The 16,387-nt window shown below is 38.6% G+C and carries 11 protein-coding genes and 1 CRISPR repeat array; of the genes, 5 read left to right on the top strand and 6 right to left on the bottom strand.

The window, feature by feature from the left end:
* The first annotated feature begins 619 nt into the window (after positions 1–619).
* The 4 genes from SACI_RS11985 (at position 620) to SACI_RS09065 (ending at position 4,738) form a co-directional block, all read left to right on the top strand.
* Complete coding sequence (locus SACI_RS11985) at positions 620–1,810, top strand: hypothetical protein (RefSeq protein WP_011278693.1); 1,191 nt, start codon at positions 620–622, stop codon at positions 1,808–1,810.
* 268 nt (positions 1,811–2,078) lie between these two features.
* A complete protein-coding gene (locus tag SACI_RS09075) occupies positions 2,079–2,333 on the top strand; it encodes a hypothetical protein (protein WP_015385704.1) in 255 nt (84 codons plus the stop codon).
* Positions 2,334–2,603: 270 nt separating this feature from the next.
* Positions 2,604–3,851 (top strand): FAD-binding oxidoreductase, encoded by a 1,248-nt coding sequence (locus SACI_RS09070; protein WP_011278692.1) that lies wholly within the window; start codon positions 2,604–2,606, stop codon positions 3,849–3,851.
* Positions 3,848–4,738, top strand: coding sequence for a DUF1177 domain-containing protein (locus SACI_RS09065; protein WP_015385703.1), 891 nt, complete (start codon positions 3,848–3,850; stop codon positions 4,736–4,738). The genes SACI_RS09070 and SACI_RS09065 overlap by 4 nt, the downstream gene beginning before the upstream one ends.
* A gap of 481 nt (positions 4,739–5,219) precedes the next feature.
* Here SACI_RS09065 and SACI_RS09060 read toward each other — a convergent pair whose 3' ends face one another.
* Entirely contained in the window at positions 5,220–5,615 is a 396-nt protein-coding gene (locus SACI_RS09060; protein ID WP_011278690.1) for a type II toxin-antitoxin system VapC family toxin, read from the bottom strand.
* Positions 5,605–5,829 carry a hypothetical protein gene (locus SACI_RS09055; protein WP_011278689.1) on the bottom strand — a complete coding sequence of 75 codons (225 nt, stop codon included), beginning with the start codon at positions 5,827–5,829 and terminating at the stop codon, positions 5,605–5,607. The genes SACI_RS09060 and SACI_RS09055 overlap by 11 nt, the downstream gene beginning before the upstream one ends.
* 1,251 nt (positions 5,830–7,080) lie before the next feature.
* Positions 7,081–11,705: direct repeats of the CRISPR family, unit length 24 nt; unit sequence GTTTTAGTTTCTTGTCGTTATTAC.
* A 221-nt stretch (positions 11,706–11,926) separates the two neighbouring features.
* On the opposite strand from SACI_RS09055, the gene cas1 reads away from it, so the two are divergent.
* Positions 11,927–12,844: a CRISPR-associated endonuclease Cas1 gene (gene cas1, locus SACI_RS09050; RefSeq protein ID WP_011278688.1), complete on the top strand. Its 918-nt coding sequence runs from the start codon at positions 11,927–11,929 to the stop codon at positions 12,842–12,844.
* Positions 12,845–13,580: 736 nt separating this feature from the next.
* Here the strand turns inward: cas1 and SACI_RS09045 are convergent.
* The 4 genes from SACI_RS09045 to csa3 form a co-directional block, all read right to left on the bottom strand.
* The gene (locus SACI_RS09045; RefSeq protein WP_015385701.1) at positions 13,581–14,060 is read right to left on the bottom strand and encodes a hypothetical protein; all 480 of its coding nucleotides are present in this window, start codon (positions 14,058–14,060) and stop codon (positions 13,581–13,583) included.
* Positions 14,061–14,070: 10 nt separating this feature from the next.
* The gene (cas2, locus tag SACI_RS09040; protein ID WP_011278686.1) at positions 14,071–14,361 is read right to left on the bottom strand and encodes a CRISPR-associated endonuclease Cas2; all 291 of its coding nucleotides are present in this window, start codon (positions 14,359–14,361) and stop codon (positions 14,071–14,073) included.
* Positions 14,362–14,868: 507 nt separating this feature from the next.
* The gene (cas6, locus tag SACI_RS09035) at positions 14,869–15,732 is read right to left on the bottom strand and encodes a CRISPR system precrRNA processing endoribonuclease RAMP protein Cas6 (protein WP_011278684.1); all 864 of its coding nucleotides are present in this window, start codon (positions 15,730–15,732) and stop codon (positions 14,869–14,871) included.
* Positions 15,713–16,378 (bottom strand): CRISPR-associated CARF protein Csa3, encoded by a 666-nt coding sequence (csa3, locus tag SACI_RS09030; protein WP_011278683.1) that lies wholly within the window; start codon positions 16,376–16,378, stop codon positions 15,713–15,715. The genes cas6 and csa3 overlap by 20 nt, the downstream gene beginning before the upstream one ends.
* Positions 16,379–16,387: the final 9 nt, after the last annotated feature.

The following is a 16,387-nucleotide window of genomic DNA, read 5'->3' as shown; positions in this document are numbered from 1 at the left end:
TAATCACTTTAGTATCTATACCTTAATCTTTTAAATGATTCTGAACCTCTAATCCTTAAACGTTGATTATTGTATGTCTTTACTATACTTATCATGTCTATACAGGAGTTGTGAAAGCCGAGGGTCTTAAGAGAGAAGCTGAAATTACTAGAAGCACATCAAGAGTCTTGTGGTGAAGTTTGTGGCTATTTGGATTACTTCTTCAGAAAGTGAGTTAAAATCTAAACCTCAAATAAGGTCACATTAAAAGAATTTAAAGCATACTTTACATAATCCTCAATTAATACCTTTACTTGATAGAATAATACAAATTTAATTCTAAAAGTGATACCCTCAAACTTGTAAGAAACTTGTCTAGAACGACTTGTAGTTATGCAAAGTCGCTATACAAACCTATAAGTATGCTCCTTGGCTTATTCTATTTCCCTTACCTCAATCCCTTTTAGACCTCCTCTTTCTTGATCCTTCCTTATAATTTCACCCTATCTACACTATCACCAAGGTTAAAATCTTCATAACAGCGGAGCTAAACCATGTAAAGTTTTCGAGACCTTTAATTTGGGTGGTCAATAACCTAATTGTGAGCTAAAATGTTTTTAATATATTTACCTAGATTAATATGTGCATACTAAGATTTGTAGTCCCTCTATTGTTATTACTCCTCTCTCTTTCATCAACCCACTCCTCTGGGGAGATAATTTATGAACCCACAAACTATGGATATGAATTCGGATACGTGGAAATGGAAGGAATCCAGTCCATAATAACTATGTATAACATTTCTCTAGCCTCTGGATCACCTATGATCTCCGTACAGCAGAACATCTACCTGAACGTGAACGGAGAGAGCACGTTCGTCCAGAACGTAATACAACCTTTAACTAACAACGAGTCTATCTGGACCACCAGTGTTTACTATAACGGGCACTATGACGTCTCTCGTCTATCTTACCTTATGGGAAATGAGATAAACTTGACCACTATTTGGACTCCTGAAGGAAACAACACCGTGATAACCTTCTACGCGTCAGACGGGACTTCAACTTTCGAGAAGACCTACATCTTGGAAGGAAAGTTTTTGGACATAATATACGATGGCTATACCATTGGTACTGTTGTAGCGGGCTATGGAAATGGGGAGATATCCTATCTGGCTAAGGGTTTTAACATATCGATAGTGAGCTTATACAAGTACAATGGGAGCTGGTATGTCCCGCCAGTAGCTTACAGCGGTTGGGTTAACACCGGAGAGCGAGCCTATAACGGTACAGCTTACTATTACAACGGAAGGGTCTGGGTAGTATATGGTAACGTTACTAGCCCTCAGCTACTCTATAACTTCAGTGTCGTTATAGTCAATAACACGGTATACACTTTCCCTCCAGACAGCCTGTGGGTTTCGAATGGTGAACACTTTTTCGAAAATCAAACTCCATTTGATAGTGGAGATAGGGTAAGCCCGTTCATGACCATAAACTACACGTTCGCACTAGAGAAGAAGATAGAGTTGAGTTTTCCCCAACCTGTGGAAATAGACGGTGTAAGGTCGAAGGTGTTTTACCTACCGTCTCCTGAGACCGTGTATATAGATGAGGGTGGGAGGCTTGTGGCAGAATACGTTAACTCTTCCATTAACTTTACCTCAATCAATAGCTCTAGTAACTCTACTTCAATGAATACCTCTAGTAACTCTAGTCCTTCATCGTCGACGACCACAGAGGGTCTATCATTATATGTTGTTATCACGGCTCTAGTAGTGGTGGTACTGTTACTACTTGTGATTAAATACACGAAAAGGGGAGGAAGGTAGATGAGGAGGGCTTTGTGGAGTCATTTAAGACTATATTCCCTGCTTCTAATTAGGGTATAAAAGAGCTGATAAGCAGGGAGGAAGAGAACATTGAAACTAAATGGGCTCATAAGTGTTGGAGAAGGAGTCTTGTGCATAAAATATGATAAGCTCACAACATATGGAAAAGCGTAGATGCACTCTGTGTAACTCAGAAAGTTAGTTATGAGAAGGATGAAGTAAGATACTGCTTTGAGAGCGGAAAGGACTACAGTTATAAGGCGTTTTCGTGGAGATCAAGGAAACGCTAGATGAAAGGTATATGAATGATGCTATAGAACATATTAAATGTTCTAAGGCTAGGATTGATGCAAGGATTAGAGAGATACTCCTTTCAGACTGTAGTAAAGCTAAGAATGCAGAAGGAGATAAGATGTTGCAAGACACTATAAAAGAGCATAGAGTCTTTATTAGACATACCTGCATAGACAAGGACGAGGTAAAAGATGAAAGTATGAGGAGTTCAATATTTACCGTGTTCTGATTGGTCAGAGACTAGGAAAAAGCAACTGAATACCTTTGCTAACGCTCAAAAACTGTTTTAGTGGGAAAGGTCAGGTATCGTAACCCCTACACTGCAAAATTAACGTTGTAAAGTCTCACAGCTTAGATAAGAGTATTACCATAACCAGGATTAAGTTAAATTATAGAGGGAGCCATTTCTTAAAAATTCATGTCATCACTCATTCACAGGCTTTCCACCTTTCACTGAGAAAAGGTCACACTTTAATACATATTCAACGTAAATATTATCATGGAAGCTGAGACCATTACAAAAACCTTTGAGAAGGAGTTCGGCGACAAGAAGTTCATAACGAACGACAGAGTCCTAGAGGAAGAGTCCAAGGCTCCATACCTTGTCTCCCCAGTCCTATCTAAAATGGGCAAAAAAGTGATAGGGGTCGTCATGGCAGATGACGAGGAGGACATATTTAACGCTGTTAGGTTGTGTGACACACACCACATACCACTGCTAGCCAGGGGAGCCGGTACCAGTACTATAGGACAGGTCTTACCTATTTCTCCCTCAACCATTGTCTTAGACATCAACAGAATGAGGGAAGTAATAGAGTCAGACGACTCCTGGGTGAGGATAACCCCCAGTGTGAAAGTGTTTAAGGCTCTTCAGTACCTGAGAAAGAGGGGTAAAGAGCTAAGGGTCTACCCAAGCAGCTTCTACATATCCACCCTGGGGGGATATATAGCAGGGGGAGACGTAGGGATAGGCTCATTTCAGTACGGCTACCACTTCGACAACGGAGGGATAAACTCCGTCAGAGTCGTTGGACCCACTGGGAAGTATGAGCTAAGGGGTGAGGACACACTAGGGGTAGCCCAAGCAGCCGGGACTACGGGTATAATCTCCTCAGCGGAGTTGGCAACAGTGGACTATGAGGACTGGAAGGACCAACTAGTCACGTTCAACAGCGTAGAGGAAGTGACAAAGTACTTGGTGAGAGTAAGAGACTACAAGTCCAAGATAAGGAGGATCACAATAGAGGACAAGGAGACACTCTCGTCAGTAGCCAAGGACAGGTTAGATAAGGTAGGTGAGTGGAACGTAATAGTTGCTAGCACTCTGAGCCTAGGAGAGGAGGTCAACATGAGGTTCCTGGACGAACTTGCCTTTGCTGCAATTTACGTCACAATGAGCAGGTTGACCAGCTTTAAGGACTACTTCTACGAGGTAAGGCTCTTACCCTTAGAGAGCTTCTCAAGGGTAGTAAAGCAGGTGAAGATGGCTCTAGGCAGTAGTGTATTAGTCCACGGGGACGTTATGACCCTGAGGGGAGAGACAATAGTCTACACAGTGTTCATGTCAGATAAGGGCAATTTCCCAGTGATTGACAGCATAATGACAAGGGAGGGGATACCCTTTGAAATTCACTCAATAGAGGTGAACTACAGGGTGGACGAGGAGTCAAGGTTAAACTTAATGAAGAAGTTGAAGAGGACCATTGACCCCAACAACATACTCAACCCGGGGAAGTTGTTACTATGATGTCGAAGACCTTAATGGAAGTCATTGACCTCTTAGAGTCCAAAGACCCCGTTGACAAGGTCAGGGAGAGGTTAAAGGGAAAAGTGGATGAATATGAGGAGAAGCAGTTGGGAGAGGTCACCTACATTAAGTGCTTATATCGTGGTAGAGGTAAGGACAGAGTAGAGGTCTTGGGCAGGTTAGGGGCAATACAGGTGAGACAGGAGAAGGGCTTAGTGTCTGATGCTGATGGCGCAATAGTTAGCCTAACTGTCCTTTTTGAGTTGCTGAATTTAAGGGAGAAGGGGGTAGAGCTGAACGTTGACGTCTCTTTCGTGACAAACATCTCCTTAGACGCTAAGCTCATACCCCACAGACCGTTTAACTTCATGGTCCCTCTTATTGGTCTTGACGAAGCTTTAAGAGAAGAGGTAGACAGGGAGGCTAACTTAATACTGTCAATAGACTCGACAAAGGGGAATAGGATAGCCAAGTATGACGACTTCGCTATAACCCACGTTATAAAGGACGGGTACATCCTTAAGGTGAAGGACGAGTTAGTGGACATCTATAACAGGGTCACTGGACATGAGGTTTATTTTGTACCCTTGACCACTGGTGACCTCACCCCAATGGAGTATAACGTCTACCACATAAGCACCTTGGTCTCACCTTGGTTGTACTCTAACTCTCCCCTCATAGGGATAGCTACTGTTTCAAAGCAAGTTGTCCCCGGTTACGTAACTGGAGTTCAAGACGTAGAGATGTTGGAACACGCCTCCAGGTTCTGCTTGGAAGTACTCAAGTACGTGGAGAAGGGAGGAACGGTCTATGAGGAGAGTGAGTTAAAGGAGCTGAAGGAAAAGTTAGGGGAGTCAAGCCTCATGAGGTTAAAGAGGAATTTTTAGAAAGTTTATGTACTCAAATGGTCAAACCAGCCGAGTCAGACAACCTAACCTCTCATGTATCATACTCGATTAACCCAAATGACACACAAGACATGTTGGATCTCGTTGGTTTAAGCTAAAATCCCTGAAAAATAAAAACGAAAGAGGCTGTATCTCCTAGTCCACATTAGTCACAGGGACTGTCTCTCCTAGGCATGACAAAATCTCTAGCCTCGTCGTAGCACTCTCAACCACACACCTTCTTAACTAGACGATTATCCCTCAAGAGCACATAGGTTTATTAAAAGAGGAGAGGACTCTAGGTGTATGAGCCTTGGTAGAGAACATGACATAAAGGAGCGACAAGCCTCGCCCTCTGGGAGAAAGTCAGTAGGAGTATTTAACATTGTTGACTACTATATCTAACCGTGGCAATTAGGTCTTGCTCATTCTGTACAAAATATTATGCGTATTTTTCTCTTGTCGTTATTACCTTAGTCGTTTAGGCGAGATATTTTTCCATAAACTCGTTAAAGGATATAGTATTACCTTTAGAGATGAGCTCTTTGTCGTTGCTCACTAATATCAATTTCTCCTTAGCAGAGACGTAGACATAAGAAGCATCGTAATATGTAATGCCCTTACTTATAGCTATTCCTATGACCTCGTCCAGAGGAGGGTCGTCGATGATGTTAAACTCTCCCATTAACTGTTGGAAGAGGAGGGCTACTTCTTTAGCGTTCTTAATCCTCCCGTGTAGAAAAGCATCTTTCCATATTGCATTCCCTACCTCATATAAAGTTAAATGTAGTATGTAAATGTTCTTTAGGTCCACCTTATCAACGAATTTGATTAAGGGGTATATTGCTGAAGCGTCAAAAAGGAATTTACCTCTCATCCCTACTCTCCCTGACTAATTGAGCCCACTCCTCCTCACTTATACCCTGCATATTTTCCTGGATCTTTTTAGCTATAGTCCTAACCCTCTCCATCTCTTTTTTCCTTATAGCCTCCTCAAGTGCCCTCTCCACAACTTCCCTCAGGTTAATTCCCAACTCCTCAGCCCTCCTCTTCAATTCTTTTCTTACTCTTACACTAATTACGTCTGACATAATTATGTATACGCATCTAGGTCTAAAAATTTAACGTAAACGTTAAGTTAAGAGTTATGAACGGGGAAGCTCTATTCTACTGTCCTCTAGCTAGAGAATAGTCATGTGGTTTCCATGATTCTTAGGATTTGTAATATCTTGACTATACTTGGCGTTAGGGGAAGTTGTAAATTAACACATGTAATGAGCACACTGACACTTGACAGAAGACCTGTTCATAAGCCATGTCCTATTCAAGTTCTAGTCGGCTTATGTGAACTTATTATTTTCTTTCTTAAGGCAATCCTAAGGGTGGAGTGCATATTCTAACAAATGCTTTACCCACGAGATTTCTACAATCTTATGGGTAAAGTTTATTTAAAATGTTATGCTCGGAATGTTATGCTCGCTCCATGATAAACTGATAACACTAAATCCTAGATTTTGTTGTTTCTCTTCCGGGTCAATAACGTTAAGTCCTAATGGTTACAACTTTTCTTTGACAGTTAGTTTTAAATGAAAATACTTCCTTATGATTAACCAGGAAGTTAACTATTTCTTTTGATTTTTTTCTGCACTCTCTTTTTTGCCTTTAAACATGCATTTAGTTAACAATTTATCACCCAGCTTCTTAGTAATCTCCGTGGCGTTTCTACTCTCCTCTAATATATTTGTGTTGTATTTTAGTAGCCCAGACAAGTAGGTTTCGTGGATACTTCTCTACTTCTCCTCTTAGCCCTTTTAAACTCTTCAATGAGAGATTGGGCTAAAATCTAGACATATGATTGGAGAGGATGAATTGAGGATCTATGTATTCTAAGTTTGAATGATTCCCATGACAGTCTCGTCGGATACAATTGCAATTAAGGTTGCAACAGACATCACAGCATCTGGTGTGATACTGACTTCCTCCTCGCTCTAAAGAGTGAGGGTTACCTAGGGCAGTTCACAGGTCTGTAGTTTATCACCTTCACTTTTATCACTTCATAGCTAGTGGGCTCAGAAGCCCGCTCCGCTCCACTCTTTCAGTGGTAGACCACTGGCTGAGCCTTCAGCCACTCAACCCCTATCCCTTTGGTGGAGTTGCCCTAACTCCACGCTCCTCGAGACTCAGGGATATGTACCAGGAAAGAGGGACACACACTGACTGACCCATGCTCTTACGGGCTTCCTCTTAATAACAACTTTTCTCTCGTAAGTAGAAACCTTTACCTCGCCATAAACGGCAAGGCTTTGTCATTCTCTCATCATTCTATTTTAAATAGTTACAGTGTTTTAGTTTCTTGTCGTTATTACTAAATTAGATATACGTACATGGGATTCACTAAGAAAGTTTTAGTTTCTTGTCGTTATTACCGATTGTTGTGATTGTTGTTCTTGCTTTTTAGCGTCGTTTTAGTTTCTTGTCGTTATTACCAACATAAGGACCTGGAGTGATCACGGGGAGCCCAGTGTTTTAGTTTCTTGTCGTTATTACGGGAGGGAGTTACAGTAATAATATCTACGGAACGGTGTTTTAGTTTCTTGTCGTTATTACCTTTCAATTGATGCTGGTGATGCTTGAGCTAAAATGGTTTTAGTTTCTTGTCGTTATTACTAGTACTATCTTTATATTCCTATATTTTCCTCCTAGTTTTAGTTTCTTGTCGTTATTACTAGTACTATCTTTATATTCCTATATTTTCCTCCTAGTTTTAGTTTCTTGTCGTTATTACTAGTACTATCTTTATATTCCTATATTTTCCTCCTAGTTTTAGTTTCTTGTCGTTATTACTAGTACTATCTTTATATTCCTATATTTTCCTCCTAGTTTTAGTTTCTTGTCGTTATTACTAGTACTATCTTTATATTCCTATATTTTCCTCCTAGTTTTAGTTTCTTGTCGTTATTACAAGGCTTCCTCTTCTTGCTGGGTAAGCCTGGGGAGTAGTTTTAGTTTCTTGTCGTTATTACTTTTAGGGCTACTATGGTGATAGCTACTGAAAATAAAAAGTTTTAGTTTCTTGTCGTTATTACAAGGAATTAAAGAAGTTAGGACTTCAGGACAATGTAGGTTTTAGTTTCTTGTCGTTATTACGCTTTAAGGTCGAAATCAGAGATAATGAGCATAATGTTTTAGTTTCTTGTCGTTATTACAAAAATGTGCTCATCTATGTTTCACCCTGTTGCACGTTTTAGTTTCTTGTCGTTATTACAGAGTTTGTTCTTAATTGGCCAGCAGACTAATTTTAGTTTTAGTTTCTTGTCGTTATTACCTTCCAGTCTTCATTTCTGGCTCACCCCCAGTCAGCGTTTTAGTTTCTTGTCGTTATTACATACTTAATCCCTGCAATCGCAGGTTCAATGGTTCAAGGTTTTAGTTTCTTGTCGTTATTACAGCACGTAACGAAGCTCTATAACTACTACGTAAAGGTTTTAGTTTCTTGTCGTTATTACGTTGACGAGGGCTGGCTCTTTGTGAACTACCCTATGTTTTAGTTTCTCGTCGTTATTACTGAAAAACCCTATATTTCACGAGACAAATGAAGAGGTTTTAGTTTCTTGTCGTTATTACGAATTGTGCTGATGCCGAATTATCAGGATCCCATGTTTTAGTTTCTCGTCGTTATTACAAGTCGCAATAGCTAATTCGACTAAACTAATCGCTGTTTTAGTTTCTTGTCGTTATTACGCCATCGAGATTATAGCACCCATCAGAATAATTACGTTTTAGTTTCTTGTCATTATTACGAGAAACCCCTCTAACCTTTTTAAGAAGTCCTTTACAGTTTTAGTTTCTTGTCATTATTACTCAATTCTTCGTAATGCTCGGGTTTTATGATTATTTTGTTTTAGTTTCTTGTCGTTATTACAGTAACTATATACTTCCTAACGGAACAACTGTAAGTTTTAGTTTCTTGTCGTTATTACACCAGTCTTATCTACATATTTTCAAAAGTAATAGTGTTTTAGTTTCTTGTCGTTATTACAGATGAGCATGGCGTAGTATCCATAAGTGCTGATGTGTTTTAGTTTCTTGTCGTTATTACACAACGAAAAAGAAAAAGCATTGAAAATAATTGAGGTTTTAGTTTCTTGTCGTTATTACATTTATATACATACACTCCATTTTCCTTAAATTTGTTTTAGTTTCTTGTCGTTATTACTGCTGTTCATCAGGCTCAGTATAGTACCTGCATGTTTTAGTTTCTTGTCGTTATTACGTGTGTCTTACCACTCATAAAGCTCTCCCACATACGTTTTAGTTTCTTGTCGTTATTACATTGATACGATTCTTGCTGAGGCGAGAAAGTATTCTCTTGTTTTAGTTTCTTGTCGTTATTACATAATTTCAATCCTGAAAAACAGCTGTTCTACTTCGTTTTAGTTTCTTGTCGTTATTACCTCTACTATTGCTGATACTGATTTGCCTTCATCCCTCGTTTTAGTTTCTTGTCGTTATTACACTATCTTCTTCTGAGTAGTAGTGGTCGTAACGTTGTTTTAGTTTCTTGTCGTTATTACTTTTTGACAGCATTCGATAGAGGTTAAAGGTTTTTTGTTTTAGTTTCTTGTCGTTATTACTGGTTGTTTGGTGAAAACCTCTAGGGGGACACATTCGTTTTAGTTTCTTGTCGTTATTACAAAAGCTTTAGCTTTTTCAACTATCTAAGACATAGTTTTAGTTTCTTGTCGTTATTACTTCAATTTGTTTTCCTGAAAAAATTAGTTGTAAAGTTTTTAGTTTCTTGTCGTTATTACATCGTCACCACCCACGAGGGCTTTTACGAATACGAGGTTTTAGTTTCTTGTCGTTATTACACATACTAATAGTCTTACTCAGCATGAGGTTGATGAACGTTTTAGTTTCTTGTCGTTATTACTTCTTGCTTGCTATAGCGTTAAGCAAGTAGAAGTGCGTTTTAGTTTCTTGTCGTTATTACTTGGATATAGAATTGTCTCATAAAGACATTGAGACTGGTTTTAGTTTCTTGTCGTTATTACTCCATAAAAGGCTTTGGACAAAAACTCTTTGGTGGTTTTAGTTTCTTGTCGTTATTACGACTTCATATAAAGATTTGAGTTGCTGTTGCTCATATGTTTTAGTTTCTTGTCGTTATTACTTTAAGCCAAATTTCTTCTCAATGTCCTTTGGAATTAATGTTTTAGTTTCTTGTCGTTATTACAAGGAAATTGATGGAAGTTGCAGCAGAATTAGAGGCTGAGTTTTAGTTTCTTGTCGTTATTACTACTTACCGTTTCTTCTATCATCTCTCTATTCAGGTTTTAGTTTCTTGTCGTTATTACGATGAAGTTTATGATAAGCTCCAAACAATATATAGTGTTTTAGTTTCTTGTCGTTATTACTTGTATTGCTGATTGCCAATATATGCAATGTATCGTTTTAGTTTCTTGTCGTTATTACTCCAAAGCCTTCTAATAAAAGTGCAAAAGTCTGATGTTGTTTTAGTTTCTTGTCGTTATTACATTGTAATGCCATTATTTACTGAAATTGAACCTGGTTTTAGTTTCTTGTCGTTATTACATCATTCATTTTTTCTGCCCCAATATAATATACGATGTTTTAGTTTCTTGTCGTTATTACATTGTTGACTTTTCCTATCCACTTTGTGTACTGGTTTTAGTTTCTTGTCGTTATTACTATGTTACGCTCATACTATATTTCTAAAAGTAATGTAGTTTTAGTTTCTTGTCGTTATTACGTAGAAACCTCTCTGTGTCTCTTGGATTATATAGAAATTGTTTTAGTTTCTTGTCGTTATTACACTTATTTTTTGTCTTTATCTCACTACTCATTTTCTGTTTTAGTTTCTTGTCGTTATTACCGTGTGGAAGTTGATGGCTGATCTACAATTATTCGTTTTAGTTTCTTGTCGTTATTACTAAATGCTTCCTGCACAGCACCTAAATTGGCAAACTTTTGTTTTAGTTTCTTGTCGTTATTACCCTAGGCTTTGCAGGTATTAATGCCTGTGAGCCAGTTTTAGTTTCTTGTCGTTATTACTATCACAACAAATACATTTTTGTATACCGCTACTGTTTTAGTTTCTTGTCGTTATTACTTTGGGTCAGAGACAAAGTTGTCAGTTTAATGACAAGTTTTAGTTTCTTGTCGTTATTACGAATTTGTATCATTTACTGGAAATCTGAAATTATTGTAGTTTTAGTTTCTTGTCGTTATTACTACTAGCTTCTTTGCTATCTTCTCAGCCTTGTTGGTTTTAGTTTCTTGTCGTTATTACTTGTAATCCCAGTGCTCTTTGCACTTAACCCAGAGAGTTTTAGTTTCTTGTCGTTATTACTCACTTACGACATATGATGCTACTTCATGCACTGTGTTTTAGTTTCTTGTCGTTATTACAATAGATCACACTGTTTGACATTAAAGAGCACAAGTTTTAGTTTCTTGTCGTTATTACACCTAAAAATGATAAAAATCTAAGACTAACGTCGAGTTTTAGTTTCTTGTCGTTATTACTTGTTACTTTTAATGTAAAGAGTAAGGCTTAAATATGTTTTAGTTTCTTGTCGTTATTACAGGTAATAGATCTTGAGGTGACGTCAATCCAAATTGTTTTAGTTTCTTGTCGTTATTACATAATCAAGGAGGCATCTATGTTACTGGGCATTAGTTTTAGTTTCTTGTCGTTATTACAGGCCTGCCTCTTCTAGTCCTTCTTGTGCACTTAGAATTGTTTTAGTTTCTTGTCGTTATTACATGTTTCCTTGAACAAAAGCGATATCATAAAATTGTTTTAGTTTCTTGTCGTTATTACTGTTCTACGTTAGGGTACTTTTTTATGAACTTTTCAGTTTTAGTTTCTTGTCGTTATTACAAAGAAGAGCAGAAAGTAGTAGAGGACAGAGAAGATGTTTTAGTTTCTTGTCGTTATTACTGATCGTTGGCTTCATCAATTTTACATTCTTATTTCCTGGTTTATAAATATTTTCTCTCCTTCATTGTCAATTTTGTTCCCTGGGGTGCGGAAGGGAGTTTTAGGCTACACAGGGTAACCCTAAAACCATTTTACGTAAGGATACGGAAGGAAATAACATAATACCCAAAATTTATTAATTATGATAAAAGTTTATTATTTTTGAGAGAAAAATTTCTATTATGTCCATTCTAGTGATTAAAAACGCTACAATTATGAGGAAAGGCTCAGATCTTCAGATGACATGGTCCGTTGGAAAGAACTTAACTGTGTCTAGTCTGGACCTAGAGTTAGTGGTCATTGTCGGTAATAATGTTAGGCTAACATCAGAGGTGATCTTGTTCCTTTCCAGTCTAAATATACCAGTTCTCGTCCACGGAAAGAGAAACGATGTGGTCCTAGTGTCGCCGTTCTTGAACTCTTTAGTGAACGTGAGGAGGAAGTTTTATACTCTAAGTGATGATATGAAATTATATTTAGCCAGGAAGTTCATAAAGGGTAAAATATTAGGAATGATAAACGTGGCAAAGTACTTTATGTACCTTACGAAAGTCCCAGTGGAGATTGACCTTGAGTTGAAACAGATCGACAATACGAAATCGATAGATGAGCTGAGGTCAGTAGAGGCTGAGATGAGTAAGGCGTGCTGGGAGCAACTGAGGAAATTCTTACCTCCCTCTTTTACCGGGAGGAAGCCTAGAAATGAGGATGAGATAAACAGGGCAGTGGACTATGCGTACTCGGTGATTTACGCCCTATGTACTCACTCCCTGATAGCCTCTGGTCTCGATCCCTATGGAGGGTTGATGCATGTGGAGTACCCAGGAAGGACAGCGTTAACCTATGATTTCTCTGAGATGTTTAAGCCTGTTGCAATACACTCAGTGATTGCTGTCAGTAGAAAGGTGAAGCTTAAACTAGACAACTCAGGTTACCTGTCTAAAGAGTCGTTAGGGCACTTGACGAAGCACTTATATGAGACCTTACACAAGGGGAAAAGGAGTGTGAGGGGACAAATTTACTCCATGGGGATGAAGACTAAGAACTTTATTGCAGAGGGTATTGATTTTGAGCCATTCGTATACAAACCTAAGCAATAAGATGAATTAGAGGTAAGCTCAGGTATGAACGTGTCTAGCTAACTTAAGACTTCGTGTGGTAGGAGAAGTGAGGGTGGATATAGGAAGGGTTTCTCTATAAAGGTAGTACAGTTAGCCCTTCACAGTAATCTTACGGGATCAGTCGCGTATAATATACGTCTATTACCTTAGTAATGATTTAGAACAATTTTGTTGGATGAGCACTTTCTCGTCCCCGTCTTAACCTTAGTCTTCCTTTATAATAACTTGGTCCGAGCGTTGGAAAATAGTCTGAGCCCTGTATATATAGCCTTCATACTAACTTGCGCCTAGGTAATTTTCCTCAATATTACTAGTTTACGTTGGTCTGATATCAAAGGGTGGACACTGTGATAAGGACGAGAGTTTGCCTGTACATGAATTTGGTCAGATGACGCTTTCATCTTACGTGTGTAATAGATGATGTAACTGTTTCAGTCCAAGTATCTGTGAGAAAGAACCTTTTAGACTAGGGAAGACATTTTGTTAGTATATTTTGTACTGTATACTCCCGTCGTACACACCGTCTTACTTATTTGCGGAGTGGTGATATTAAAATAAGATGTAATACTTTCCTCCTACGTGCTCTGGAATTAATGGACACGTATTGATCAACAGGTTATCGTTTATGAGAGAATGTCTTTCAGGTTATTTTTAGCTTTTCCCTCCAATCCTAAGGTTTAGTTTGATTTAATTACAGGATAACCATCAGGGTGTTTTACATCCACTCCGGACAGATCCTCTTGTATATACAAGATGGACAGAATTTGTTCCTTCTTCCCTCCACTCTCCCGTTAACTATACGTTGTAGTTGATCAGCAATGTAGTCCAAGACCCTCCCGTTGGGTATTACCAAGTAGCCGAAAAGTGGTTGGTCTTCAAATATCGGAGGTGTGGTCGGCACTATCAGTGTTGAGCATATTATGTGGTCTTGCATGCACATGTAAGAGTATATCACACTCCTCATTAACAGGTATCTAGGGAAGTCCTCACTTCTAGTAATGGTGAACTCAATGGCTAAATTACTTATTAAACCATCAGGTACTCCTATTATCTTAGCCCAGTCCCCAAAATTGAAGTAGATCTCCAGGGTCTTCTTTTCACCAAAGTTAATGTCAGTTTCACGCTCATAGCTCAGCCTGAGATCCCTCTCCTGTGAGTACTTGTAAAGGTTGTACTTACCTCTGAGTTTACACACTGATATGTCGTCAAATATCCTCGCCGGCAACGTATATTTGTAGTTCGTTCTTTGATATCTTATTCTGGGTGACGATAAGAGTTCTTGAGAAGTCAACGTTTTGGACTGGGACGATAACCACTGAGTCTCTCTCTTCAAGATATTTAGCAACTCTTTCCGATATGAGGAGGGCTCTATTCCAAGAGAGTCGTCCTGCATAGACTGATCTAGATATAAATGATAGACCGTAACGGCGTAGTAACCTCCTAACCTTACCTCTGACCTTTTCATCTGAAATGTCATACGCCACAACCACGTACATAATACAATATTATTATTGTATAATTTTCATGTTTAAAAATCTGTCATCATAATGTAGACCAATATCAAAATTTGAACACCCATATTTTGGTGGGAAATATAATTTACGGTCGTAAAGGACTCATAACAAGTATGATGCAAGACTGTTTTAGTTTGATTATTATATCCACAAATTACCTCAAGTTTCCTCAGAGAAGCAATATTAATGGACAAAATTGATAACAAGACATGAATTATATCAAGTGCTCTTTTTTGCAACTAAGTAATCATCTCTCATTACCAATGATTTTACTCTCGTATTTCCCTTTTCGTCATACAGTAGTTGCCTCTCCTTACGTTGACTTTCATGCTAATCTGAAGGACTAACAACAAAAAATATGTGTGTATGAAAGCGTGGAGATAACATTTTTCATGACGAAAACACGTTGACCCTTGCATCTAAATTGTAAACAGATTCAACTAACTCAAACACCACCATCTCTCAATGAAAGACGTTGTAACATTCGTCTCATTTAGCGGTAATCTCTGCGAACCCGAATCCAGCAGCTCTCCCTGTCCCTACCCCCATAATGTTGGCGTGAATGAATATCTCCCTAAAAATGTTCATCACCTCCTTTCTCAATCCTTTCCTTACAAAGAACTTCAAATAACCGACTACACCCGGTAACCATTTCCCGTCATAATAGTACCAGACCTTCCTCACAGTATTAAGGTTGTTGTGCGACTCTAACAGCCCGTACGATAACCTTATTATATTCCTCTTGTACGTCTCCCTGAAAATTTCAAATACATTAGTTGAAAAGATAAACGCCGGGAAAGGGAGATATCTCCTATACTTAACTCGGTCTAAATCAGCCAACTTCTCAAAGGGGTCCTTGAACATAGATGGTGTAATCAGTTTCACCTTTATCTGCGAGAACTCTGATGGGAAATTATCAAATTCAACTTGATTATATTCAATAGCCTTAAGCTCTACGTTAAACTCACCGTACTTCATTTGTAGACCGCTGAACAGAGACGTCATGACCTTACTCACCTCTGGCTCCAGAGACATATCATATCCCAAATAGAAGGAGAACTTTCCCTTTATGGTAATTGGCTTAGGAGGTAGATTGGGCTTATGGTCCATCTCAAATCGGTTAACTATATGCTTAGGGTATACCGCTTCGTTGTTTTCGTCCAACAGCGAAGTAACTCTCATAGGTTTAGGCTGAACTTTTTTCTTACCTTCGAAAACTTCTTGGAGGTCGGGGTTGGCATTTATGAGGACAGTCTTGACAAACTTCCCTGTGTAATCATTAGTGATAAACGGGGTAGGTATATTTACCTTAATCTTCACAAGCTTATACATCTTATCTACCTCTCCTGTCAAGCCTGATCATCTCATCCAGAAGGATCTTCCCTAATTCGTTGAGTTTGCACATCTTCGGTCTCTTTTCTGTACACTCCACTAGGTCACTTATTTTGCTCAGTTGCTTAGATATAGTAGAGACAGTCTTATTTAACCTAGATGCGACCTCCCTTATTTCCCTCATTTGGGTCAGCTCAGACATCAACTCAATCATCTCTTTGCTCTCCGGTGGTTTAGGTACTCTTATAATTAGTTCATACGAGTTGTCCATGTTCTCTGTGAACGAGATTGTCCTTATCTTTTTGAACGGAGAAATCAAAATGGAATAGTAATATGAAGCTAGACCTAATATTCTCATCCCTCCTATTATGTAAATTTCCACTTCATCGAAGTCCCTCAAAACCTCATGGATCTGTGAGATTATCATTTCATAAGAAGTACTAATGTCAATATATTTAATAAAATATTTTAACCCTAGTTTTGATATATAGTCAATGGCGAATCTTATAGCCTCCTCTGACCTCCTCTTGTTGAATTCGTCTGTTGAGAGTACAGAGAGCAGTACCACCTGTTCGTTCTCGTTAATGCCTCTGTTTGTGATAGCCTTCACTAGGTTCTCGATTGTGAAACCCATGGTAAATGCTAATGCCTTTTTTGTTACACTCATGTATTAGAT

Source organism: Sulfolobus acidocaldarius DSM 639 (assembly GCF_000012285.1).
Lineage (GTDB): Archaea > Thermoproteota > Thermoprotei_A > Sulfolobales > Sulfolobaceae > Sulfolobus > Sulfolobus acidocaldarius.
Note: the sequence above shows the minus strand (reverse complement) of the source record. Positions and strands in the feature narration are given on the sequence as shown.

What these genes read in the sequence shown, in the direction of transcription:
- SACI_RS09060 (WP_011278690.1), bottom strand. Translation starts at nt 5,615, where the DNA reads ATGAGAGGTAAATTCCTTTTTGACGCTTCAGCAATATACCCCTTAATC.
- cas1 (WP_011278688.1), top strand. Translation starts at nt 11,927, where the DNA reads ATGTCCATTCTAGTGATTAAAAACGCTACAATTATGAGGAAAGGCTCA.
- cas2 (WP_011278686.1), bottom strand. Translation starts at nt 14,361, where the DNA reads ATGTACGTGGTTGTGGCGTATGACATTTCAGATGAAAAGGTCAGAGGT.
- SACI_RS09070 (WP_011278692.1), top strand. Translation starts at nt 2,604, where the DNA reads ATGGAAGCTGAGACCATTACAAAAACCTTTGAGAAGGAGTTCGGCGAC.
- SACI_RS09055 (WP_011278689.1), bottom strand. Translation starts at nt 5,829, where the DNA reads ATGTCAGACGTAATTAGTGTAAGAGTAAGAAAAGAATTGAAGAGGAGG.
- csa3 (WP_011278683.1), bottom strand. Translation starts at nt 16,378, where the DNA reads ATGAGTGTAACAAAAAAGGCATTAGCATTTACCATGGGTTTCACAATC.
- SACI_RS09065 (WP_015385703.1), top strand. Translation starts at nt 3,848, where the DNA reads ATGATGTCGAAGACCTTAATGGAAGTCATTGACCTCTTAGAGTCCAAA.
- SACI_RS11985 (WP_011278693.1), top strand. Translation starts at nt 620, where the DNA reads ATGTGCATACTAAGATTTGTAGTCCCTCTATTGTTATTACTCCTCTCT.